The sequence below is a fragment of the Enterobacter sp. fkY84-1 genome, from assembly GCF_052974705.1.
On record NZ_CP169393.1, the window covers coordinates 1,323,934 to 1,346,891 of the forward strand.

Here is a 22,958-nt window from a genome sequence, read left to right on the forward strand (position 1 = left end):
CCGTTTACTTTCCCCCATTCCAAACCATCTTTCCCGCGCGTATAGTAGCGAAGTTTAAAAGCTCTAACTTTTGTTGCATTACTGGGATGTAAAGTGAATACAACGCTGTTTCGATGGCCGGTTCGTGTCTATTACGAAGATACCGATGCCGGTGGTGTGGTTTACCACGCCAGCTACGTTGCTTTTTATGAACGGGCACGCACAGAGATGCTGCGCCATCATCACTTTAGTCAACAGGTGCTGTTGGCTGAGCGAGTTGCCTTCGTGGTACGCAAGATGACGCTTGAGTATTTTGCGCCTGCCAGACTCGACGATATGCTCGAAGTCCAAACTGAAATTACATCAATGCGCGGGACCTCACTGGTTTTCACGCAGCGGATAGTCAACGCAGAGAATACCGTACTGAACTCAGCTGAAGTGCTGATTGTTTGTGTTGATCCAACCATAATGAAGCCTCGTGCGCTTCCTAAGTCTATTGTCGCGGAGTTTAAGCAGTGACTGACATGAATATCCTTGATTTGTTCCTGAAGGCAAGCCTTCTGGTTAAACTTATCATGTTGATTTTGATTGGTTTTTCAATCGCATCCTGGGCCATCATCATCCAGAGAACGCGTATCCTCAATGCCGCTGGCCGTGAGGCTGAAGCGTTTGAAGATAAGTTCTGGTCGGGCATTGAGCTTTCTCGTCTGTACCAGGAGAGCCAGGGACGTCGTGAAAACCTGACCGGCTCCGAGCAAATTTTCTATAGCGGCTTCAAAGAGTTCGCCCGTCTGCATCGTGCAAACAATCATGCGCCTGAAGCGGTGGTGGAAGGTGCCTCGCGCGCGATGCGCATTTCGATGAACCGCGAGCTGGAAAACCTTGAAACGCATATTCCGTTCCTCGGTACTGTCGGCTCCATCAGCCCGTATATCGGTCTGTTTGGTACCGTGTGGGGGATCATGCACGCCTTTATCGCGCTGGGCGCGGTGAAGCAGGCCACGTTGCAGATGGTTGCACCGGGTATCGCTGAAGCACTGATTGCGACCGCTATCGGTCTGTTTGCGGCAATTCCTGCGGTTATGGCTTACAACCGTCTGAACCAGCGCGTGAACAAACTGGAACTGAACTACGACAACTTTATGGAAGAGTTCACTGCGATTCTGCACCGTCAGGCGTTTACCAGCACCGAGAGCAACAAGGGGTAAACCATGGCCAGATCGCGTGGACGAGGTCGTCGCGAGCTCAAGTCCGAAATCAATATCGTTCCACTGCTGGACGTCCTGCTGGTACTGCTGCTGATCTTCATGGCAACAGCGCCAATCATTACCCAGAGCGTGGAAGTGGATCTGCCGGATGCGACAGAATCACAGGCGGTGAGCACCAATGACGATCCTCCGGTTATCATTGAGGTTTCCGGCGTAGGGCAATACAGCGTCGTGGTAGAAAAAGATCGTATGGATCAGCTGCCACCTGAGCAGGTTATTGCCGAAGCGCAGCGTCGCCTGGAGTCAAATCCGAAAACGGTCTTCTTAATCGGTGGCGCGAAAGACGTACCCTACGATGAAATTATTAAAGCGCTGAACTTGCTACATAGTGCGGGTGTTAAGTCAGTTGGCTTAATGACCCAACCTATTTGATCATCCGCGTAGTTTTTGGGAACCGATAGTGTCAAAGGCAACCGAACAGAACGACAAGCTTAAGCGAGCGATAATCGTCTCCGCAGTGCTGCACGTTATTCTCTTTGCAGCGCTGATCTGGAGTTCGTTCGACGAGCATATTGATGCATCAGCCGGCGGCGGTGGAGGATCTTCCATTGACGCCGTCATGGTGGATCCCGGTGCGGTAGTACAGAACTATAATCGCCAACAGCAGCAGAAGGCGAGTGCAAAACGGGCTGAAGAGCAGCGTGAAAAACAGGCGCAACAGCAAGCGGAAGAACTGCGTGAAAAGCAGGCTGCCGAGCAGGAACGTCTGAAGCAACTTGAAAAAGAACGTTTGCAGGCGCAGGAAGCCGCGAAAGCGCAGGCAGAGCAGCAGAAACAAGCCGAAGAGGCCGCGAAAAAAGCACAGGAACAGCAAAAGCAGGCGGAAGAGGCGGCAGCAAAAGCCGCAGCAGACGCGAAAGCACAGGCTGATGCCCAGGCGAAATTAGCGGCAGAAGCGGCGAAGAAAGCGGCTGCTGATGCCCAGAAGAAAGCGGAAGCCGAAGCCGCGAAGAAAGCGGCCGCTGATGCTCAGAAGAAAGCGGAAGCCGAAGCCGCGAAGAAAGCCGCAGCTGATGCTCAGAAGAAAGCAGAAGCGGAAGCCGCGAAGAAGGCCGCTCAGGAAGCAGAGAAGAAAGCTGCTGCCGAGGCCGCGAAGAAAGCGGCTGCTGCAGAGAAAGCAGCAGCAGAAAAAGCCGCAGCAGAAAAAGCGGCAGCTGCCGAAAAAGCCGCTGCTGACAAAAAAGCTGCAGCTGAGAAGGCCGCTGCCGATAAGAAAGCAGCAGCTGAAAAAGCGGCTGCTAAAAAGGCTGCCGCCGCTGAAAAAGCCGCTGCTGCCGCAGGGGTTGACGATCTGCTCGGCGATTTGAGCTCCGGTAAGAATGCGCCGAAAACGGGCGGTGGGGCGAAAGGAAACAACGCAGCGCCGACCGGAAGTGGTAACACTAAGAGTAACGGTGCGACAGGGGCTGAAATCAACGGTTATGCCGCGCAGATTAAATCCGCTATTGAAAGCCGATTCTATGATGCGTCTTCCTATACCGGTAAAACGTGTACGTTGCGTATAAAACTGGCTCCGGATGGCATGCTGCTGGATATTAAGTCTGAAGGTGGCGACCCGGCTCTATGTACTGCGGCCCTGGCTGCAGCGCGTCAGGCGAAGATGCCTAAACCGCCTTCGCAGGCAGTCTACGAAGTCTTCAAAAATGCGCCGCTGGACTTCAAACCTTAAGTTACATTTTCCCCGTGCAAACGGGGAAAAATAGACCAGGTTTAGTCACAGGGTTCGGGTAGTTTTGTCTATTTGAGTTTGTTAACATTCTGCTAAATTATCGTGGGTAAGGTTACCCGGATAAGGGAGATATGATGAAGCAGGCATTACGTGTAGCATTTAGTTTTTTAATGCTGTGGGCAGCAGTACTGCACGCAGAAGTACGTATCGAGATCACCCAGGGGGTGGACTCGGCACGCCCAATCGGTGTTGTTCCGTTCCAGTGGGCCGGTCCTGGCGCTGCACCTGAAGATGCCGGTGGCATCGTGGCGGCTGACCTGCGTAACAGCGGTAAATTCAACCCGTTAGATCGTTCTCGCCTGCCTCAGCAGCCGGGTAGCGCGCAGGAAGTTCAGCCTGCAGCATGGTCTGCACTGGGTATTGATGCCGTGGTTGTGGGTCAGGTTACCCCTAATCCGGACGGTTCTTACAACGTGGCCTGGCAGCTGGTGGATACCGGCGGTGCACCAGGTACCGTTCTGGCCCAGAACTCTTACAAGGTCACTAAGCAGTACCTGCGCTACGCGGCACACGCTGCCAGCGATGCGGTATTTGAAAAACTGACCGGCATTAAAGGCGCGTTCCGTACCCGTATCGCGTACGTGGTGCAGACCAACGGTGGTCAATTCCCGTATGAGCTGCGCGTATCTGACTACGATGGCTACAACCAGTTCCTGGTGAAACGCTCCTCGCAGCCACTGATGTCTCCAGCCTGGTCTCCGGACGGTTCTAAGCTGGCGTATGTGACCTTCGAAAGCGGCCGCTCTGCGCTGGTTATCCAGACGCTGGCAAACGGTGCGGTTCGTCAGGTGGCGTCTTTCCCACGTCACAACGGTGCACCTTCATTCTCTCCGGACGGCTCTAAACTGGCCTTTGCGCTGTCAAAAACCGGTAGCCTGAACCTGTACGTGATGGACATTGGCTCTGGCCAGATCCGTCAGGTGACCGACGGTCGCAGCAACAACACCGAACCTTCATGGTTCCCGGACAGTCAAAACCTGGCGTTTACCTCTGACCAGGCCGGCCGTCCACAAATCTACAAAGTCAATATTAACGGCGGTGCTCCGCAGCGTATTACCTGGGAAGGTTCTCAGAACCAGAACGCAGACGTGAGCAGCGATGGTAAATTTATGGTAATGGTCAGCTCCAACGGCGGGCAGCAGCACATTGCCAAACAAGATCTGGTAGCGGGTGGCGTGCAAGTTCTGTCGTCAACGTTCCTGGATGAAACGCCAAGTCTGGCACCTAACGGCACGATGGTAATCTACAGCTCTTCTCAGGGGATGGGATCTGTGCTGAATCTGGTTTCTACAGATGGGCGTTTCAAAGCGCGTATTCCGGCAACTGATGGACAGGTAAAATCACCTGCCTGGTCGCCGTATCTGTAAATAATAATTAATTGATTACTAAAGGAATCATAGAAATGCAACTGAACAAAGTGCTGAAGGGGCTGATGATCGCTCTGCCTGTAATGGCAATCGCAGCGTGTTCTTCTAACAAGAACGCCAGCAATGACCAGAGCGGCGAAGGCATGATGGGTGCCGGCACCGGTATGGACGCGAACGGCAATGGCAACATGTCTTCTGAAGAGCAGGCGCGTCTTCAGATGCAGCAGCTGCAGCAGAACAACATCGTTTACTTCGATCTGGATAAATACGACATCCGTTCTGACTTCGCTGCGATGCTGGATGCGCACGCTAACTTCCTGCGTAGCAACCCATCTTACAAAGTCACCGTAGAAGGTCACGCGGACGAACGTGGTACCCCAGAGTACAACATCTCCCTGGGTGAACGTCGTGCTAACGCTGTTAAAATGTACCTGCAGGGTAAAGGCGTTTCTGCTGACCAGATCTCCATCGTTTCTTACGGTAAAGAAAAACCTGCAGTACTGGGTCACGACGAAGCGGCTTACTCCAAAAACCGTCGTGCCGTACTGGTTTACTAAGAGAATTGCATGAGCAGTAACTTCAGACATCATCTGTTGAGTCTGTCGTTACTGGTTGGAATAGCGGCCCCCTGGGCCGCTTTTGCTCAGGCACCAATCAGTAGTGTCGGCTCAGGCTCGGTAGAAGACCGGGTCACTCAACTCGAGCGTATTTCTAACGCTCACAGCCAGCTTTTAACCCAACTCCAGCAACAACTTTCCGATAACCAGAATGATATTGACTCTCTCCGCGGCCAGATTCAGGAAAGCCAGTATCAGCTTAATCAGGTTGTGGAACGTCAGAAGCAAATCTTGTTGCAGATAGATAGCCTGAGCAGCGGTGGTGGTGCAGCAGCGCAGCCAGCCGCAGGCGATCAGAGCGGTGCGGCGACGTCTACGCCAGCGCCATCTGCTGATACGTCTGCCTCAACAGGCGCGCCTGTACAGAGCGGTGACGCGAATACGGACTACAATGCGGCCATTGCCCTGGTGCAGGATCAATCTCGTCAGGATGACGCGATTGCTGCGTTTCAGAGCTTTGTTAAGAAATACCCTGATTCCACTTATCAGCCAAATGCCAATTACTGGCTCGGTCAGTTGAACTACAACAAGGGTAAAAAGGACGATGCGGCGTTTTATTTTGCCTCAGTGGTGAAAAATTACCCAAAATCGCCGAAAGCGCCAGATGCGATGTATAAGGTTGGCGTGATCATGCAGGACAAAGGCGACACGGCGAAAGCCAAAGCGGTTTATCAGCAGGTGGTCGCAAAATTCCCGGGTACCGAAGGTGCTAAGCAGGCGCAAAAACGTCTGAATTCGATGGGATGATTATCGCATGACCAGAAATCGCGTTATTTCTGGTCGTGCAGCATGATTACTAAGCAGTTAAGTGATCTTCATCGAAATTTTTGTTGCGCAGAATTCTTAAATCAGTAATATATGCCGCCGTTGCCACGGGATATCAAACAACGTGAAAGCAGCATAAAAGTGGGTCGTTAGCTCAGTTGGTAGAGCAGTTGACTTTTAATCAATTGGTCGCAGGTTCGAATCCTGCACGACCCACCACTTAACGCAGTTCCGGCAGTACAGAGTGGGTGATTAGCTCAGTTGGTAGAGCATCTCCTTTACACGGAGGGGGTCGGCGGTTCGAGCCCGTCATCACCCACCACTCGGGTCGTTAGCTCAGTTGGTAGAGCAGTTGACTTTTAATCAATTGGTCGCAGGTTCGAATCCTGCACGACCCACCACTTTAAAGTGGTACCGAGTAAAAATCTTCGAAGTCAGCACCCGAATGGGTCGTTAGCTCAGTTGGTAGAGCAGTTGACTTTTAATCAATTGGTCGCAGGTTCGAATCCTGCACGACCCACCACTTCGAAGAAAAAAATCCCGCAAGGGGTCGTTAGCTCAGTTGGTAGAGCAGTTGACTTTTAATCAATTGGTCGCAGGTTCGAATCCTGCACGACCCACCAATGTAAAAAAGCGCCCTAAAGGCGCTTTTTTGCTATCTGCGATCTGGATGATTCGAACCTGCAGCAGGTTCGAGCCGAACGCAGTGAGGCACCGGAGCCGTTTACGGCGACGGCCCGAAGGGCGAGCGAAGCGAGTCATCCTGCACGACCCACCAGTGTAGAAAGGCGCCCTAAAGGCGCCTTTTTGCTATCTGCGGTACAACAAATGCTCCGCCCATCTATTCCCGGTGACTTTTCACGCCAGATTCGCTATCTTGTTTAGTATACAAAACACAATTGCCACGCGTTTTGCTATGTCAGGCAAATGAAAGGCAATATTGTTAAGCCCGTAAAACGAGAAGCCATAATGAGTGTGATGTTTGATCCTGAAGCCGCAATCTATCCGTTTCCGCCTAAGCCTGTCCCGCTGAGCCAGGACGAAAAGCAGTTCTACCGCGAGAAGATTAAACGTCTTCTTAAAGAGCGCGACGCGGTGATGGTGGCCCATTACTACACCGACCCGGAAATTCAGCAGCTGGCGGAAGAGACCGGCGGCTGCATTTCTGACTCACTGGAGATGGCGCGCTTCGGTGCACGACATCCCGCTTCCACGCTGCTGGTGGCCGGCGTGCGTTTTATGGGCGAAACGGCAAAGATCCTGAGCCCGGAAAAAACCATTCTGATGCCCACGCTTAACGCGGAGTGTTCCCTGGATCTTGGCTGTCCAATTGACGAATTCACGGCCTTCTGTGATGCCCACCCTGACCGGACCGTGGTGGTTTACGCGAACACGTCGGCAGCAGTGAAAGCGCGGGCAGACTGGGTGGTCACGTCAAGCATCGCCGTTGAGCTGATTGAACATCTGGACAGCCTGGGTGAGAAGATTATCTGGGCGCCTGATCGTCATCTCGGCAACTATGTTCAGAAGCAGACGGGGGCTGACGTACTCTGCTGGCAGGGCGCCTGTATCGTTCATGACGAGTTCAAGACGCAGGCGCTGGCGCGCATGAAGGCGCTTTATCCTGACGCCGCCATTCTTGTGCACCCTGAATCTCCGCAGTCGATTGTCGGCATGGCGGATGCGGTGGGTTCAACCAGCCAGCTTATTAACGCGGCCAGAACGTTGCCTCACAAGCAGCTTATCGTGGCGACCGATCGCGGTATCTTCTACAAGATGCAGCAGGCCGTGCCGGAGAAAGAGCTTCTTGAAGCGCCAACGGCAGGCGAGGGGGCAACGTGCCGCAGCTGTGCGCATTGCCCGTGGATGGCGATGAACGGCCTGAAAGCGATTGCCGAAGGGTTAGAAACCGGTGGTGCGGCGCATGAAATACACGTGGATGCTGCCCTGCGTGAAGGCGCGTTAATTCCGCTTAACCGCATGCTGGATTTTGCGGCTACACTACGTACTTAATTCACTACGCCCGGGGAAAAGATGGATTTTTTTAGCACACAGAACATTCTGGTTCATATACCGATTGGTGCAGGTGGCTATGACCTGTCATGGATTGAGGCCGTTGGTACGCTGGCGGGACTATTGTGTATCTGGCTGGCAAGCCTTGAGAAGATCAGCAATTATGCGTTCGGGCTGATTAACGTCACGCTGTTTGCGATTATTTTCTTCCAGATCCAGCTGTACGCCAGCCTGCTTTTGCAGCTGTTCTTCTTCGCCGCCAATATTTACGGCTGGTATGCGTGGTCGCGTCAGAACAGCCAACAGGAGGCAGAGCTGCAGATTCGCTGGCTGCCCTTGCCGAAAGCCATCGCCTGGTTTGTCGCCTGCGTGGTGGCCATTGGCTTAATGACCGTCTTCATCAATCCGGTATTTGCGTTCCTGACCCGCATTGCCGTTTCGGTCATGTCCGGCATCGGCCTGAACGTGACGATGCCAGAGCTCCAGCCGGATGCTTTCCCGTTCTGGGATTCCTGCATGATGGTGCTGTCGATTGCGGCGATGATTCTGATGACCCGTAAATACGTTGAGAACTGGCTGCTGTGGGTCATCATCAACGTTATCAGCGTGGCGATCTTCGCCCTGCAGGGCGTCTATGCCATGTCGCTGGAATATCTGTTGCTGACCTTCATCGCGCTGAACGGTAGCCGGATGTGGATTAACAGCGCGCGTGAGCGAGGCTCTCGCGCGCTTTCCAGCTAGTGGTCATGATGATGTGAATGACCGGACTGCGCCTCGTTAAGGTGGCAGTCCGGTCCGCTACAGGGCTGATACTCCATCTGAACGGTGGCATGGCTAATGTCGTAGTGATGTTCCAGGAAGTGCTGGATGCGATCGAGCAGCGCATCGTGGTCGTGAGGCGGGATCACCTGGACATGGAGCGTCATGACCGGTTTCTCCCCCACCAGCCAGACGTGCACGTGGTGGACATTGCGGACTTCCGGAACAGTACGGCGCAGGTTGCGCTTCAGCTCGTCGATGTCCATGGATGCCGGAGCCCCTTCAAGCAGTTCATTCACGCTCTCCTTCAGCAGCCGCCAGGCGCTGCGCAAGACCAGACACGACACCAGCACGGACAAAATCGGATCGACAGGCGTCCAGCCGGTATAGAGGATCACCAGCGCGGCGACAATCGCCCCGACTGAACCGAGCAGATCCCCCAGCACATGCAGAGCCGCCGCGCGCACGTTGAGGTTCTTTTCCTCGCTGCCGCGGTGCAAAATCCAGAAGGCCAGGATATTCGCCACCAGCCCTGCCACGGCAATCACCATCATGGTCGCCCCGGCAATTGGCTGAGGATGTCTGAAGCGCTGAATGGCCTCCCAGACGATAAGAATGGTAATGACCACCAGGGCAATCGCGTTAACAAAGGCGGCAAGGGTCGTCAGCCTCAGCCAGCCGAAGGTATGGCGTGTATTGGGGGGACGACGGGCAAACTGGACGGCCAGAAGGGCGAAAAGTAGCGCCGCTGCATCGGTAAGCATATGCCCGGCGTCAGCCAGTAGCGCCAGAGAGCCGGAGACCAGACCGCCGATGACCTCAATAATCATGAAGGTTGCGGTGACGCCGAAGGCCAGCAGCAATCGTTTAGCGTTGTCGTCGCCGGCGGCGTGGGAATGTGTGTGTGCCATGTTATCTTTCCTGATTCGTTATCGTTTTTAGTGTAGCGTTTTTAATAGGTTACTCAAAAAGAAAGGAGAGCCTTAGCTCTCCTTTTATCATTAATTTCACAGCCGGTTACTGAGTCGTACCATCTGTTTTGGTATTGGCATCATCCCCCACTTTGTCATTCGGGTCGGGACATTTGCCATCTTTACACATGGAGTTCTTATGAACTTCATCTTTGCTCATGCTGTCATGATTCATGGTGCCGGAGTCGGTACCGTTGGGGTGCAGCATGGTGCCGCCGGTGTTGGTGTTTCCATTATTAATCTGACTATTATCGACATTGTTCGGGGCGACGTTCTGTTTGGCATCAGGGGCGACCTGGCCTGCTGACGCAGCCGCGTTTGCATCACCGTTACCCGATGAGCCCGTTTCGGCCGCAAGAACGCTACCGCTGGCCAGGGTGAGGGTGGCGGTCAGGAAGAGGGTTGCCAGTTTTGTCATTTTCATCATGGTGCTCCTGTTCTTGTCGTTACGCTGGATAACTTTTTCCAACAGTGCATCTTTTTCAGAGGCGAAAGATTCCGCCATACGGACTTACGTCAGTCGGGAATCGCGTTTAAGCGTGTAAAAATGGTTGTTACAGTTAAAAAGCTTAGGTTAGATCTCGTTTTTCGCTATTTTGTGGCGATTTTTAGGCGAATTCCAGGAATTATCTGCGTGAAGTGTAAAACCGTGTTTACACTTCCTGAGCGACAAGATAGATTGAAAGGATTGCTTTCATTACTAAAGATATGGCAGAGCTGGAACGAAGATGAATTATCAGAATGACGATTTACGTATTAAAGAGATCAATGAGTTATTACCTCCTGTAGCACTCCTTGAGAAATTCCCCGCCACTGAAAATGCCGCAAACACGGTTTCTCATGCTCGTAAAGCGATCCATAAGATCCTGAAAGGTAATGACGATCGTCTTCTGGTGGTGATTGGCCCATGCTCTATCCACGATCCTGCTGCCGCGAAAGAATACGCAGCCCGTCTGCTCACCCTGCGTGAAGAGCTGAAGGATGAGCTGGAAATCGTGATGCGCGTCTATTTTGAAAAACCGCGCACCACCGTTGGCTGGAAAGGGCTGATTAACGATCCGCACATGGATAACAGCTTCCAGATCAACGACGGCCTGCGCATTGCGCGCAAGTTGCTGCTGGAGATTAACGACAGCGGGCTGCCTGCGGCCGGTGAGTTCCTGGATATGATTACGCCCCAGTATCTGGCAGACCTGATGAGCTGGGGGGCAATTGGTGCCCGCACTACTGAATCTCAGGTTCACCGCGAGCTGGCGTCCGGTCTCTCTTGTCCGGTTGGCTTCAAAAACGGCACTGACGGCACCATTAAGGTGGCTATCGACGCCATCAACGCAGCGGGCGCACCGCACTGCTTCCTGTCCGTGACCAAATGGGGCCACTCCGCCATCGTTAACACCAGCGGTAACGGTGACTGCCATATCATTCTGCGCGGCGGCAAAGAGCCGAACTACAGCGCAAAGCATGTGGCCGAAGTCAAAGTCGGGCTGGAAAAAGCCGGGCTGCCACCGCAGGTGATGATCGATTTCAGCCACGCCAACTCCAGCAAGCAGTTTAAAAAGCAGATGGAAGTGGGCGCAGACGTCTGTCAGCAGATTGCCGGCGGTGAGAAGGCGGTAATTGGGGTGATGATCGAAAGCCATCTGGTTGAAGGTAACCAGAACCTGGAAGGCAGCGAGCCGCTGGTGTACGGCAAGAGCGTGACCGATGCCTGCATCGGCTGGGATGACACCGACGCCATCCTGCGCCAGCTGGCGAATGCGGTGAAAGCGCGTCGCGGTTAATTCTGACGGCTCAAATAAAAAAGCGCGGACGGTTCCGCGCTTTTTTTATGGTCAGCGAAAATTACTTCGCTTTACCCTGGTTCGCAACGGCCGCCGCTTTCGCTGCGATTTCGTCCGCGTTACCCAGGTAGTAGTGTTTGATTGGCTTGAAGTTTTCGTCGAACTCATACACCAGCGGTACGCCAGTTGGGATGTTCAGTTCGAGAATTTCGTCTTCACCCATGTTGTCCAGGTATTTCACCAGCGCACGCAGGGAGTTACCGTGAGCGGCGATAATCACGCGTTCGCCGCTTTTCAGACGTGGCAGAATGGTTTCGTTCCAGTAAGGCACAACGCGGTCAATGGTCAGCGCCAGGCTCTCGGTGGTTGGCAGCTCAGCGTCGGTCAGTTTCGCGTAACGCGGGTCGTGGCCCGGGTAGCGCTCGTCGTCTTTGGTCAGCTCTGGTGGGGTGACCGCGAAGCCGCGACGCCACTGTTTAACCTGCTCGTCACCGTATTTCTCAGCGGTTTCCGCTTTGTTCAGGCCCTGCAGCGCACCGTAGTGACGCTCGTTCAGTTTCCAGGATTTCTCAACCGGCAGCCAGGCCTGGTCCAGTTCGTCCAGCACGTTCCACAGGGTATGGATGGCACGTTTCAGCACAGAGGTGTAAGCAAAATCAAAGCTGAAGCCTTCTTCCTTCAGCAGTTTACCTGCTGCTTTTGCTTCGCTTACGCCTTTCTCGGACAGATCAACGTCGTACCAACCGGTAAAGCGGTTTTCGTTGTTCCACTGGCTTTCGCCGTGACGCACCAGAACCAGCTTAGTAATAGCCATCTCTTACTCCTCAAGCATTTTTAGAATGATAACAATTCTCATTATATTGCCGTGGCCGTGCCAGCAGCAACGCTTAACCCTAACCATAGCGAAAATAGTCTCTGAGTGTAAGATGCTTGTGAATCCAGGGTTATGATTTTGTCTGCGATCGGCGCTATTTTCAGCAAGGCGCGCAGAAAAAAGCCCTCCAGAGGGAGGGCTGAATATTAATGTGGAATAAAATGATACTCCGTCACGCTAACGTACTCTTCACCCGGGCGCAGCACGCAGTCCGGCTGCGGCCATTCCGGATGATTCGGGCTGTCCGGCAGGAACTCGCTCTCCAGCGCCAGGCCTTGCCAGTCGCTGTACTCTTCGTGTTCGCGCGCCGTCGTGCCGCCGAGATAGTTACCTGAGTAGAACTGCAGGGCAGGGGCCGTGGTATAAACCGTCATCTGCAGCTTCTCATCGGTGGACCAGACCTGTGCGGCAGGTTGTTTCACATCGCCTTTAGCCTGCAGCAGGAACGCGTGGTCGTAGCCTTTCACCTTGCGCTGGTCGTCATCGCTCAGGAAATCCTGGGCGATGGATTTCGCGCTGCGGAAGTCAAAGCTGGTTCCGCTCACGTCTTTGAGGCCCTGGTACGGAATGCCCATCTCATCAACCGGCAGATACGCATCCGCCAGGATCTGAAGCTTGTGGTTCCGCACGTCGCACTGGTTACCGTCCAGATTAAAGTACGCGTGATTGGTCAGGTTAACCGGACACGGCTTGTCGACCGTCGCACGGTATTCGATGGCAATACGGTTGTCGTCCGTCAATGTAAAGCGCGCAGAGGCGATAAGGTTACCCGGGAAGCCCTGATCGCCGTCCTGCGAATCCAGCGAGAACAGCACTTCGCCGTCGTTTTGACGAACAATCTTCCAGCGGCGTTTATCAAACCCGTCCGGGCCGCCGTGCAGCTGGTTCTCACCCTGGCTTGGAAGCAGGGTGTACTGCACGCCGTCGAGTTCAAAACGGCTTTTCGCGATGCGGTTCGCATAGCGCCCTACGGATGCGCCCAGATAGGCAGACTGATTAACATACTGCTCGGGCGATGCGCAGCCGAGCAGGGTTTCGCGCACGCTGCCGTCCGGCATCGGTACGCGTGCTGAAAGAAGGGTTGCACCCCAGTCCATGAGCGTAACCACCATCCCCGCGCGATTGCGCAGGGTTAACAGGCGATACGGCAGACCATCCGGTGCGAGGGTAGGTGTTTCGTTTAGCACTGTCCGGCTCCTTGTGATGCTTTGCAAACATAGAAGGTTTCTTTGATACCTGTTTTTGCTTCGTACTGCTTCGCCACGGCGTCCTGTACAGCAGGGACCAGCTCCTCGGGCACCAGCGCAACGATGCAGCCGCCAAAACCACCGCCCGTCATGCGCACGCCGCCTTTGTCGCCAATGACCGCTTTGACGATCTCCACCAGGGTGTCGATCTGCGGCACGGTGATTTCAAAATCATCGCGCATGGAGGCGTGGGATTCCGCCATCAGTTCACCCATGCGTTTCAGGTCACCTTTCGCCAGCGCGGACGCGGCTTCAACGGTACGGGCATTTTCCGTCAGCACGTGACGAACGCGTTTGGCGACAATCGGATCCAGCTCGTGCGCCACTTTGTTAAATTCATTGAGCGTGACGTCGCGCAGTGCGGGCTGCTGGAAGAAGCGGGCGCCGGTTTCGCACTGCTCGCGGCGGGTGTTGTACTCGCTGCCCACCAGCGTGCGCTTAAAGTTGCTGTTGATAATCACGACCGCGGCACCCTTTGGCAGGGGAACGGCTTTGGTGCCCAGCGAGCGGCAGTCGATCAGTAGCGCGTGCTCTTTTTTGCCCAGCGCGGAGATCAGCTGGTCCATGATGCCGCAGTTGCAGCCCACGAACTGGTTTTCCGCTTCCTGGCCGTTTAGGGCGATTTGTGCGCCATCCAGCGGCAAATGATAGAGCTGCTGGAACACGGTGCCCACGGCGACCTCCAGAGACGCAGAGGAGCTTAAGCCCGCCCCCTGCGGCACGTTGCCGCTGATGACCAAATCGGCGCCGCCGAAGTTTTTATTACGCTTCTGCAGATGCTTCACCACGCCGCGCACGTAGTTAGACCACTGCTGGCTGTCGTGCGTCACAATCGGGGCATCGAGGGAAAACGCGTCCGTCTCATTACCGTAATCCGCCGCAATCACGCGAACCTGGCGGTCGTCGCGCTTCGCGCAGCTGATGACCGTCTGGTAATCGATGGCGCACGGCAGCACAAAACCGTCGTTGTAGTCGGTGTGTTCACCAATCAGGTTGACGCGGCCAGGTGCCTGAATTACGTGGGTGGCAGGGTAGCCAAATTTCTCAGCAAACAGGGATTGTGTTTTATCTTTCAGACTCATTTTTTAGACTCCTGATTCGCGATAGTGGACGTCGCTAACGGCACGCAGACGTTCAGCCGCCTGTTCCGCCGTCAGATCACGCTGGGTTTCTGCCAGCATTTCGTAGCCCACCATAAATTTACGCACCGTCGCAGAGCGCAGCAGCGGCGGATAGAAATGGGCGTGCAGCTGCCAGTGCTGATTCTCTTCCCCGTTAAACGGTGCGCCGTGCCAGCCCATGGAGTACGGGAAGGAGCACTGGAACAGGTTGTCGTAACGGCTGGTCAGCTTTTTCAGCGCCAGGGCAAGGTCGTCGCGCTGCGCGTCGCTGAGCTCGGTGATGCGCTGCACGTGCGCTTTCGGCAGCAGCAGCGTCTCAAACGGCCAGGCGGCCCAGTAAGGCACGACGGCCAGCCAGTGTTCGGTCTCCACCACGGTACGGCTGCCGTCGGCCAGCTCACGCTGCGCGTAATCCACCAGCATCGGCGAGCCGTTTTGCGCGTAATACGCTTGTTGCAGGCGGTCTTCACGCTCGGCTTCGTTAGGCAGGAAGCTGTTCGCCCAGACCTGGCCATGCGGATGCGGGTTGGAGCAGCCCATGGCCGCACCTTTATTTTCAAACACCTGCACCCATGGGTAAGTTTGACCCAGCTCGGCAGTTTGCGCCTGCCAGGTGCTGACCACCTCTTTCAGTGCCTCAACGCTCAGCTCCGGCAGCGTTTTGCTGTGATCGGGGGAGAAGCAGATCACGCGGCTGGTACCGCGCGCGCTTTCACAGCGCATCAGCGGATCGTGGCTTTCCGGCGCGTCCGGCGTGTCGGTCATCAGGGCGGCAAAATCGTTGGTAAACACGAAGGTGCCTTTGTAGTCCGGGTTTTTATCCCCGGTGACGCGCGTATTGCCCGGACAGAGGAAGCAGTCCGGGTCGTGCTGCGGCAGCGTCTGTTTTGCAGGTGTCTCCTGCGCCCCCTGCCAGGGGCGCTTGGCGCGATGCGGAGAAACTAAAATCCATTGCCCGCTTAACGGGTTAAAGCGACGATGCGGATGATCGACGGGATTAAATTGCGTCATGACGGATCCTTAGTCCGGATAGCCTTGCGGGTGGCGTGACTGCCAGTGCCAGGTATCCTGTGCCATTTCATCAAGCGTGCGCGTGACACGCCAGTTAAGCTCTTTGTCGGCTTTGGTGGCGTCGGCCCAGTAAGCAGGCAGATCGCCCTCACGACGCGGTGCGAAGTGGTAGTTCACCGGCTTGCCGCAGGCTTTGCTGAAGGCGTTAACCACGTCCAGCACGCTGCTGCCGACGCCAGCGCCGAGGTTGTAAATATGCACGCCCGGTTTATCCGCCAGCTGCTGCATGGCCGCAACGTGGCCGTCGGCCAGATCCATCACGTGGATATAGTCGCGCACGCCGGTGCCGTCTTCGGTCGGGTAGTCATTGCCAAAAATCGCCAGCGACTCGCGGCGGCCTACGGCCACCTGGGCGATATACGGCATCAGGTTGTTCGGAATGCCCTGCGGATCTTCCCCCATATCGCCAGACGGATGCGCACCGACCGGGTTGAAGTAGCGCAGCAGCGCGATGCTCCACTCCGGCTGGGCTTTTTGCAGATCGGTCAGGATCTGCTCCACCATCAGCTTGCTTTTGCCGTACGGGCTCTGCGGCGTCCCGGTCGGGAAGCTTTCAACGTAAGGGATTTTAGGCTGATCGCCGTAGACGGTGGCGGAAGAGCTAAAGATGAAGTTTTTGACGTCGGCCGCACGCATGGCGGAGATGAGACGCAGGGTGCCGTTGACGTTGTTGTCGTAATACTCAAGCGGCTTAGCAACGGATTCACCGACCGCTTTCAGACCCGCGAAGTGGATCACCGCTTCAATGGCGTGGTCGTGAAGGATCTCGGTCATCAGCGCTTCGTTACGGATGTCGCCTTCCACGAACGTCGGGTGTTTACCGCCAAGACGTTCAATCACAGGCAGCACGCTGCGCTTACTGTTGCACAGGTTGTCGAGAATGATGACGTCATGGCCGTTTTGCAGCAGCTGCACGCAGGTATGACTACCGATGTAACCGCTACCACCTGTTACCAGAACTCGCATATTTCGCTCCATTGGGCTTATGGTATGTAATAACCATAGCATAACAGAGACGCGAAAAGTGTGACATGGGATAAAATAGTGGAATCGTTTACACTGTTTTTAAAATCCGATTTTCAGCTACCGTGAGGCATTGTAGATCAACGGGATAGCAATGTATTAGTGCAGGTTATCTGAAAAACGGAGGGCGGTGCCCTCCGGGGATTAATCGATTTTGCTTTGCCGATAGTAATAGTGCTCACCGTCCGGAACAAACTCCAGGCGGTGGGTGATGCAGGAGGGGGCATCTTCGGCATGATGTGAAACGAACAGCAGCTGCGTTTCACCTTCGCTAATCAGGACATCCACAAAGCGGCGGATAAGCTGGCGGTTCAACGGGTCGAGTCCCTGCAGCGGTTCGTCGAGGATCAGCAGCGTAGGGTGTTTCACCAGCGCGCGAACGATCAGCGCCAGACGCTGCTGCCCCCACGAAAGACTATGAAACGGCGCGTCAACAACCCGGTTGTCCATGCCCAGAATGTCCAGCCACTGCTGGGCCAGCTTGTGCTGTTTGTCCGACACCGCCTGATAAATGCCGATGGAGTCAAAATACCCGGAGAGGATCACGTTGCGTACCGTGGTACTGACCCGGTAATCCAGATGCAGGCTACTGCTGACGTAGCCGATATGTTTTTTGATATCCCAGATGGTTTCGCCGCTGCCGCGACGCCGACCGAACAGCGTGAGGTCGTTGCTGTAGCCCTGCGGATGATCGCCGGTAATCAGGCTCAGCAGCGTGGATTTTCCCGCGCCGTTGGGGCCGACAATCTGCCAGTGCTCACCTGGATTGACCGTCCAGCTGAGGTGATTGAGGATAGCGCGATCGTCATAAGAGACCACCCCATCGCGCAGCACGATGCGCGGCTGGTGGGGATCAAGCGCGTGGCGCGCCGACGGGGCGTCGGGTTCCGGAAGGGTAATACCGTCGAGCTGTTCGCTGTGCGCGAGCTGGGCAATCAGCGCCTGCTTAAGCAGCGCGGTTTTTTCGCCGGTCTCGGTCAGGTTACAGTCGGCCAGGACGCCCGCGTGCTGGATAAAGTCCGGAATTTCATCAAAACGGTTAAGCACCAGCACGAGGGTATATCCCTGCTGATTAAGCGACGCCAGCAGAGACGCCAGCTGCGCCCGGGACTGCACGTCAAGACCGTCGAACGGTTCGTCCAGAATAAGCAGTTCAGGTTCGCTCATCAGCGCCTGACAAAGCAGCGTTTTTCGCGTCTCGCCGGTCGAAAGGTATTTAAAGCGCCGGTTCAGCAGAGGGGTGATACCGAACTGTTCTGCCAGGCACTGGCAGCGGGCGGGATCCTTCACTTCATCCTGAATAATTTCCGCCGTCGTACGGCCGGTATCGTCTTCGCCAGGGCTGAGCAAATCGGTGTTGTTGCGCTGCCACTCGTCGCTGACCAGCTTTTGCAGTTGTTCAAACGACAGGCGCGTCAGGCGCGTAAAGTCGCTCTGGTATTCGCCCTTGAGGAGGTTGAGCTCTCCGGCCAGCGCGCGGGCCAGCGCGGATTTACCGCTGCCGTTTGTGCCGACAAACGCCCAGCTTTCACCCGCGCGTAGCGTCAAATCAGCAATCGTCAGCGTTCGGGTATCGCTAAGACGAAACGTGCCTTGCGAAATATGCAATGATGACATGGTTTATCCCTGTTTTTGCAGCACCAGATATCAGGGATACGCACTGTCGGTACGATTGTCAATGTGCTCAGCACAAAGTGGCGATAATCACCCGGTCCGCGTTGAAATACGCGGTGACGGCAGCACCTTCTTCTACGTTGTCCGACTCGCTGAGCGGTATGGTCGCGCAAAGCGGCTGCCCATCTGCCAGGGTCATCAGCACTTCGCACTGCGCCTGGCCGCGTTCGATATGGCTGATGGTGCCCTGCAGCTGGTTATCTGCTGTCTTTGCCGCGTCGGGATCGCGTGTGATAGTGACCCACGGCGCCTTCAGGAGCACCAGCACCTCTTTCCCTTCATCCAGTTCAAGACGTTCCGCGCTTTGCGCCGTTATGGCGGCCTTCAGACGGGTGGTGCCATCGGCAAGCAGGATCTCAATATGCTGCTGTATCTGCAGATTGTCGCGCGCCGTCACCGTACCAAACCACTGGTTGCGGGCGCTGGTTTGTAGCGAGAAGCGGGAAATGGCGGCCAGCAGACTGTCCAGCGGAACGTGATCGTCATCGCTTAACACATCGAACGCCTTTTGCTGAATCTGGGCCAGCAGATCGTAAAGCTGAATAAGACGCTGGCCATAACGCGTCACGATTGCACCGCCGCCGCCTTTGCCGCCCGTGGCTCTGTCCACCAGCGGCTGTTCGCTCAGGGTGTTCATGTCGTTGATGGCGTCCCAGGCACTTTTGTAGCTGATGCCCGCGTTTTTCGCCCCCTGGCTAATCGAGCCCGTTTGTTCTATTTGTTTAAGCAGGGCGATACGTCGCGGATCGGCGAAAAGCTTTTGCTGAAGTCGGAGTGTGAGAAGAATTTCGGCCTGCATAACAGTGTCCTGGCAAAAAGGGTATTGTGACCCAAATGGTGCAGGGCGCAAAGGGTACCGCACAAAAGGGGATGTTTTTCTCAGTTGAAAGGGTAGAATAAGCTGTTCACAATATCTGGAGAAAACCATGTTAGAGTTGTTGAAAAGTCTGGTATTCGCCGTGATCATGGTACCAGTAGTGATGGCCATCATCCTCGGTGCCATCTACGGCCTGGGTGAAGTGTTCAACGTCTTTTCGAACATTGGTCACAGAGACCAGGCTAAAAAGCAGCATTGATTCCCCCCAAAACGCCCGGCTTGCCCGGGCGTTTTGCTCTCAAGATTTTCCCGTTTTCGCCGATACTCTTTAACGCACTACGCCGGTTTACCTCTTCAGCGGTACGATTAAACGCTGGGATCTCCCTGACGTTACCGTTATATTAATGTGTATATAACGCTACTCACAGGAGTTACAGATGGCACGTTCATGGGTACGCCTTTTTGCAGGGGCAACGTTGACGCTTTCCCTTACCGGACACGCGCTGGCGGACGACGGTAAAATCACGGTCTTTGCGGCGGCGTCGCTGACTAACGCGCTGCAGGATATCGCGGCGGCGTATAAAAAAGAGAAAAACGTCGAGGTGGTCTCCTCGTTTGCCTCTTCCTCGACGCTCGCTCGCCAGATAGAAGCGGGCGCGCCGGCGGATCTGTTCATCTCGGCTGACCAGAAGTGGATGGATTACGCGGTGGAGAAGAAAGCGATTGATGCGGCAACCCGCGAAACGCTGCTGGGGAATAGCCTGGTTGTCGTGGCGCCAAAAGCCAGCGCCCAGGCTGACTTCACCATCAACAAAGAGACCCACTGGATAAGCCTGCTGAACGGCGGGCGTCTGGCGGTGGGCGATCCGGAGCACGTTCCGGCCGGGATCTACGCCAAAGAAGCGCTGCAAAAATTGGGCGCATGGCAGACATTGTCACCGAAGCTGGCCCCGGCGGAAGATGTCCGCGGCGCGCTGGCGCTGGTGGAACGCAACGAAGCCCCGCTGGGCATTGTGTATGGCTCTGATGCCGTTGCCAGTAAGGGTGTGAAAGTGGTGGCAACGTTCCCGGAAGACTCCCACAAGAAAGTGGAATATCCTGTTGCGATTGTTGATGGACATAAAAATGCGACCGTGACGGCCTTCCGCGATTATCTGAAGGGGCCGGAAGCGTCCGCGATCTTTAAACGTTACGGATTTACGACTCACTGATGATATTGACCGATCCTGAATGGCAGGCTGTTCTGCTGAGCCTTAAAGTCTCTTCCCTGGCGGTTGCGCTGAGTTTGCCCTTTGGGATCTTCTTTGCCTGGCTACTGGTTCGCTGTCGGTTTCCCGGCAAAGCGCTGCTCGACAGCGTGCTTCATCTTCCGCTCGTGTTGCCGCCCGTGGTGGTCGGTTATCTGCTGTTAATTTCCATGGGGCGACGCGGTTTTATTGGCGAAAAACTTTACGACTGGTTTGGGCTGACCTTTGCGTTTAGCTGGCGCGGTGCGGTACTGGCGGCGGCGGTAATGTCATTCCCGCTGATGGTGAGGGCGATCCGCCTCGCGCTGGAAGGCGTGGACAGGAAGCTCGAACAGGCGGCCCGTACGCTGGGTGCCGGGCGCTGGCGCGTTTTTTTCACCATCACGCTTCCCCTGACGTTACCCGGCATTATTGTCGGGACGGTACTGGCGTTTGCCCGCTCGCTGGGTGAGTTTGGCGCGACCATCACCTTTGTCTCGAACATCCCCGGCGAGACGCGAACGATTCCGTCGGCCATGTATACCCTGATTCAAACGCCGGGCGGAGAGGGCGCGGCGGCGCGGCTGTGTATCATCTCAATCGTACTAGCCCTGGTATCGCTGCTGGTGTCGGAATGGCTGGCGCGGCTGAGCCGCGAGCGGATGGGGAAATAAGCATGCTGGAACTGAATTTCACCCAGACGCTGGGAAACCATACCCTGACGCTTAACGAGACGCTGCCTGCAAGCGGTATCACCGCCATCTTCGGCGTCTCGGGGGCGGGAAAAACGTCGCTGATAAATGCAATCAGCGGCCTGACGCGCCCGCAGTCAGGACGGATTGTATTGAATAACCGCGTCTTAAACGACGCGGAAAACAAGGTTTATCTCACGCCGGATAAACGCCGCATTGGCTATGTTTTCCAGGACGCGCGCTTATTCCCGCACTACAGCGTGCGCGGCAACCTGCGTTACGGCATGGCGAAAAGCATGGCCGGGCAGTTTGATAAGCTGGTGACGCTTTTAGGCATTGAGCCACTGCTCGACAGGCTGCCATCCTCGCTTTCCGGCGGAGAAAAACAGCGCGTGGCCATTGGCCGCGCGTTGCTGACCGCGCCCGAACTGCTGCTGCTCGACGAACCGCTGGCCTCGCTGGATATTCCGCGCAAACGTGAGCTCCTGCCCTACCTGCAGCGCCTGACGCGAGAAATTAATATTCCGATGCTCTACGTCAGCCATTCGCTGGATGAGATCCTCCATCTGGCCGACAAAGTGCTGGTGCTGGAAGAGGGCAGCGTCAAGGCCTTCGGCAACCTGGAAGAGGTGTGGGGCAGCAGCGTCATGCACCCCTGGTTACCCCGGGAACAGCAGAGCAGCATTCTGAAGGTGAGCGTCCTGGAACACCATCCGCACTACGCGATGACGGCGCTGGCGCTCGGCGATCAGCACCTGTGGGTCAATAAGATCGACAAGCCGTTGCAGTCCGCGCTGCGTATTCGTATTCAGGCATCAGACGTCTCGCTGGTGCTGCAGCCGCCGCTGCAAACCAGTATTCGAAATATTCTGCGCGCCAAAGTCGCGGAGTGTTTTGATGATAACGGCCAGGTGGAAGTGAAGCTCGAGGTGGGAAGCCGGACGCTCTGGGCGCGCATCAGCCCGTGGGCCAGGGATGAGTTAGGGATCAAACCCGGCCTGTGGCTTTACGCGCAAATTAAGAGCGTCTCGATCACCGCCTGATTACAGCAGGTGGGTATAAATATACTGCGCGATGCTGTCAGTGGTGTTGTCGCCAATCACCACGTTAGCGCGCGCTTTTACCGCGTCGTCGGCATTGCCCATCGCCACGCCCGTACCGACGGCTTCCAGCATGCTGATGTCGTTGTAGTTGTCGCCGAAGGCGATCGCGTCCTGCATTGACCAGCCCTGTGATTCCACATACTGCGTCAGACGCTTGCCTTTGCTGTTGCCTTTGCGGGCAATATCCACCTGATCGTGCCAGGACCACTCGCACTCCAGCCCCAGCGTTTCCTCGACGTGCTTCGCGAAGGTATTCAGTTTGGTCGTGTCTTCATCCGTCAGGGCGAATTTCCAGATAGCCTCAACGTCCTGGGCTGCCTGACGCAGGGAGGATACCTGGGTAAAGACCGGACGCTGCGCTTCAGGCAGGAATAACGCCCAGTTGCTGGTGCGCACCACGTGGCCGGTAGGGCGCTCGTAGACCATTGCGTTATCCACATACATCAGGCCGTGAATGGCGTGCTCATCCAGCAGATCAATCAGTTGCAGCGCCTGGGGAACCGGCAGCGGGTCGGAGGCTAAAACCTTTTTTGCCTGATAATCATACAAATAAGTGCCATTACAACAAATTGCAGGTGTATCTAACGCCAGTGCCTGATAAAAAGGGTGAATGGCTACGTGATGTCGACCCGTTACGATAAGGAGTTGATATCCCGCTTCCTGCGCGCGTTTAAGCGCTTCAAGGGAGGAGGGGAGAAGGGTTTTTTGCGGCGTCAGTAAGGTACCGTCTAAATCCAGAGCAATCACACGCGAGGTCATCTGTTTTCCCGGGTTAATATTGAATTTACGTTTTGATGGGATGGTACACCGAGAGGCGAATGCTTCAAAATTCCTGTCGACAATTCAGCATTCACCGTCAAA

24 protein-coding genes, 5 tRNA genes and 1 other RNA gene are annotated in these 22,958 nt (G+C 55.4%); 20 read left to right on the forward strand and 10 right to left on the reverse strand.

The genetic code is table 11. The features are described 5' to 3' along the window. The first annotated feature begins 93 nt into the window (after positions 1-93). From ybgC to pnuC, 15 genes are all read left to right on the forward strand, one after another. Positions 94-498: a tol-pal system-associated acyl-CoA thioesterase gene (gene ybgC / locus ACEPLT_RS06185; protein WP_003858593.1), complete on the forward strand. Its 405-nt coding sequence runs from the start codon at positions 94-96 to the stop codon at positions 496-498. After that, positions 495-1,187 (forward strand): Tol-Pal system protein TolQ, encoded by a 693-nt coding sequence (tolQ, locus tag ACEPLT_RS06190; RefSeq protein WP_008501101.1) that lies wholly within the window; start codon positions 495-497, stop codon positions 1,185-1,187. The genes ybgC and tolQ overlap by 4 nt, the downstream gene beginning before the upstream one ends. A 3-nt stretch (positions 1,188-1,190) precedes the next feature. Then, the gene (gene tolR / locus ACEPLT_RS06195) at positions 1,191-1,619 is read left to right on the forward strand and encodes a colicin uptake protein TolR (protein WP_003858589.1); all 429 of its coding nucleotides are present in this window, start codon (positions 1,191-1,193) and stop codon (positions 1,617-1,619) included. Positions 1,620-1,647: 28 nt separating this feature from the next. Further along, on the forward strand, positions 1,648-2,916 hold the full coding sequence (gene tolA, locus ACEPLT_RS06200) for a cell envelope integrity protein TolA (protein ID WP_008501102.1): 1,269 nt from the start codon (positions 1,648-1,650) through the stop codon (positions 2,914-2,916). 134 nt (positions 2,917-3,050) lie between these two features. Continuing rightward, positions 3,051-4,343, forward strand: a complete 1,293-nt coding sequence (tolB, locus tag ACEPLT_RS06205) for a Tol-Pal system beta propeller repeat protein TolB (protein WP_013097529.1) — start codon at positions 3,051-3,053, stop codon at positions 4,341-4,343. A gap of 35 nt (positions 4,344-4,378) precedes the next feature. Further along, positions 4,379-4,900: a peptidoglycan-associated lipoprotein Pal gene (gene pal, locus ACEPLT_RS06210; RefSeq protein ID WP_003858578.1), complete on the forward strand. Its 522-nt coding sequence runs from the start codon at positions 4,379-4,381 to the stop codon at positions 4,898-4,900. A 9-nt stretch (positions 4,901-4,909) separates the two neighbouring features. Beyond that, a complete protein-coding gene (gene cpoB / locus ACEPLT_RS06215) occupies positions 4,910-5,707 on the forward strand; it encodes a cell division protein CpoB (RefSeq protein WP_021241013.1) in 798 nt (265 codons plus the stop codon). A gap of 161 nt (positions 5,708-5,868) precedes the next feature. Then, positions 5,869-5,944, forward strand: a tRNA-Lys gene (locus tag ACEPLT_RS06220). Between the two features lie 27 nt (positions 5,945-5,971). Beyond that, positions 5,972-6,047, forward strand: a tRNA-Val gene (locus ACEPLT_RS06225). 3 nt (positions 6,048-6,050) lie between these two features. Beyond that, positions 6,051-6,126 (forward strand) — tRNA-Lys (locus ACEPLT_RS06230). Positions 6,127-6,172: 46 nt separating this feature from the next. Next, positions 6,173-6,248 (forward strand) — tRNA-Lys (locus tag ACEPLT_RS06235). A 24-nt stretch (positions 6,249-6,272) separates the two neighbouring features. Continuing rightward, a tRNA-Lys gene (locus ACEPLT_RS06240) sits at positions 6,273-6,348 on the forward strand. A gap of 26 nt (positions 6,349-6,374) precedes the next feature. Beyond that, positions 6,375-6,503: non-coding RNA, RtT sRNA (locus ACEPLT_RS06245), on the forward strand. A gap of 191 nt (positions 6,504-6,694) precedes the next feature. Then, positions 6,695-7,738 carry a quinolinate synthase NadA gene (gene nadA, locus ACEPLT_RS06250; protein WP_063436486.1) on the forward strand — a complete coding sequence of 348 codons (1,044 nt, stop codon included), beginning with the start codon at positions 6,695-6,697 and terminating at the stop codon, positions 7,736-7,738. A 21-nt stretch (positions 7,739-7,759) separates the two neighbouring features. Next, complete coding sequence (gene pnuC / locus ACEPLT_RS06255; protein WP_023293003.1) at positions 7,760-8,479, forward strand: nicotinamide riboside transporter PnuC; 720 nt, start codon at positions 7,760-7,762, stop codon at positions 8,477-8,479. Here the strand turns inward: pnuC and zitB are convergent. Then, on the reverse strand, positions 8,476-9,408 hold the full coding sequence (gene zitB / locus ACEPLT_RS06260; protein WP_008501107.1) for a CDF family zinc transporter ZitB: 933 nt from the start codon (positions 9,406-9,408) through the stop codon (positions 8,476-8,478). The two genes, pnuC and zitB, sit on opposite strands and share 4 nt — an antisense overlap. A 106-nt stretch (positions 9,409-9,514) precedes the next feature. Then, complete coding sequence (locus tag ACEPLT_RS06265; protein ID WP_008501109.1) at positions 9,515-9,892, reverse strand: YbgS-like family protein; 378 nt, start codon at positions 9,890-9,892, stop codon at positions 9,515-9,517. A 304-nt stretch (positions 9,893-10,196) separates the two neighbouring features. Between ACEPLT_RS06265 and aroG the strand changes: the two genes are divergently transcribed. Further along, on the forward strand, positions 10,197-11,249 hold the full coding sequence (aroG, locus tag ACEPLT_RS06270; RefSeq protein WP_008501110.1) for a 3-deoxy-7-phosphoheptulonate synthase AroG: 1,053 nt from the start codon (positions 10,197-10,199) through the stop codon (positions 11,247-11,249). 61 nt (positions 11,250-11,310) lie between these two features. Here the strand turns inward: aroG and gpmA are convergent, their stop codons facing one another. The 7 genes from gpmA to modE all read right to left on the reverse strand — a co-directional run bounded on the left by gpmA (position 11,311) and on the right by modE (position 19,058). Next, positions 11,311-12,063: a 2,3-diphosphoglycerate-dependent phosphoglycerate mutase gene (gpmA, locus tag ACEPLT_RS06275; protein WP_008501111.1), complete on the reverse strand. Its 753-nt coding sequence runs from the start codon at positions 12,061-12,063 to the stop codon at positions 11,311-11,313. 206 nt (positions 12,064-12,269) lie between these two features. After that, entirely contained in the window at positions 12,270-13,310 is a 1,041-nt protein-coding gene (gene galM, locus ACEPLT_RS06280) for a galactose-1-epimerase (protein ID WP_021241010.1), read from the reverse strand. Then, on the reverse strand, positions 13,304-14,452 hold the full coding sequence (galK, locus tag ACEPLT_RS06285; RefSeq protein WP_063417487.1) for a galactokinase: 1,149 nt from the start codon (positions 14,450-14,452) through the stop codon (positions 13,304-13,306). The genes galM and galK overlap by 7 nt, the downstream gene beginning before the upstream one ends. A gap of 3 nt (positions 14,453-14,455) precedes the next feature. Continuing rightward, positions 14,456-15,502: a galactose-1-phosphate uridylyltransferase gene (gene galT / locus ACEPLT_RS06290; RefSeq protein ID WP_032674382.1), complete on the reverse strand. Its 1,047-nt coding sequence runs from the start codon at positions 15,500-15,502 to the stop codon at positions 14,456-14,458. 9 nt (positions 15,503-15,511) lie between these two features. Continuing rightward, positions 15,512-16,528, reverse strand: a complete 1,017-nt coding sequence (gene galE, locus ACEPLT_RS06295; RefSeq protein WP_163340923.1) for a UDP-glucose 4-epimerase GalE — start codon at positions 16,526-16,528, stop codon at positions 15,512-15,514. Positions 16,529-16,729: 201 nt separating this feature from the next. Next, on the reverse strand, positions 16,730-18,202 hold the full coding sequence (modF, locus tag ACEPLT_RS06300) for a molybdate ABC transporter ATP-binding protein ModF (protein WP_032674384.1): 1,473 nt from the start codon (positions 18,200-18,202) through the stop codon (positions 16,730-16,732). Between the two features lie 67 nt (positions 18,203-18,269). Continuing rightward, positions 18,270-19,058 carry a molybdenum-dependent transcriptional regulator gene (modE, locus tag ACEPLT_RS06305; RefSeq protein ID WP_232928147.1) on the reverse strand — a complete coding sequence of 263 codons (789 nt, stop codon included), beginning with the start codon at positions 19,056-19,058 and terminating at the stop codon, positions 18,270-18,272. A gap of 127 nt (positions 19,059-19,185) precedes the next feature. Between modE and ACEPLT_RS06310 the strand changes: the two genes are divergently transcribed. The 4 genes from ACEPLT_RS06310 (at position 19,186) to modC (ending at position 22,037) form a co-directional block, all read left to right on the forward strand. Next, positions 19,186-19,335, forward strand: a complete 150-nt coding sequence (locus tag ACEPLT_RS06310) for an AcrZ family multidrug efflux pump-associated protein (RefSeq protein ID WP_008501118.1) — start codon at positions 19,186-19,188, stop codon at positions 19,333-19,335. A 178-nt stretch (positions 19,336-19,513) separates the two neighbouring features. After that, complete coding sequence (gene modA, locus ACEPLT_RS06315) at positions 19,514-20,287, forward strand: molybdate ABC transporter substrate-binding protein (RefSeq protein ID WP_032674387.1); 774 nt, start codon at positions 19,514-19,516, stop codon at positions 20,285-20,287. Then, positions 20,287-20,976 carry a molybdate ABC transporter permease subunit gene (gene modB / locus ACEPLT_RS06320; RefSeq protein WP_032674388.1) on the forward strand — a complete coding sequence of 230 codons (690 nt, stop codon included), beginning with the start codon at positions 20,287-20,289 and terminating at the stop codon, positions 20,974-20,976. Before modA ends, modB begins: the two co-directional genes overlap by 1 nt. 2 nt (positions 20,977-20,978) lie before the next feature. Beyond that, positions 20,979-22,037, forward strand: a complete 1,059-nt coding sequence (gene modC, locus ACEPLT_RS06325; RefSeq protein ID WP_032674389.1) for a molybdenum ABC transporter ATP-binding protein ModC — start codon at positions 20,979-20,981, stop codon at positions 22,035-22,037. Here modC and ACEPLT_RS06330 read toward each other — a convergent pair whose 3' ends face one another. After that, entirely contained in the window at positions 22,038-22,856 is an 819-nt protein-coding gene (locus ACEPLT_RS06330) for a pyridoxal phosphatase (RefSeq protein ID WP_232928165.1), read from the reverse strand. Between the last annotated feature and the right edge of the window lie 102 nt (positions 22,857-22,958).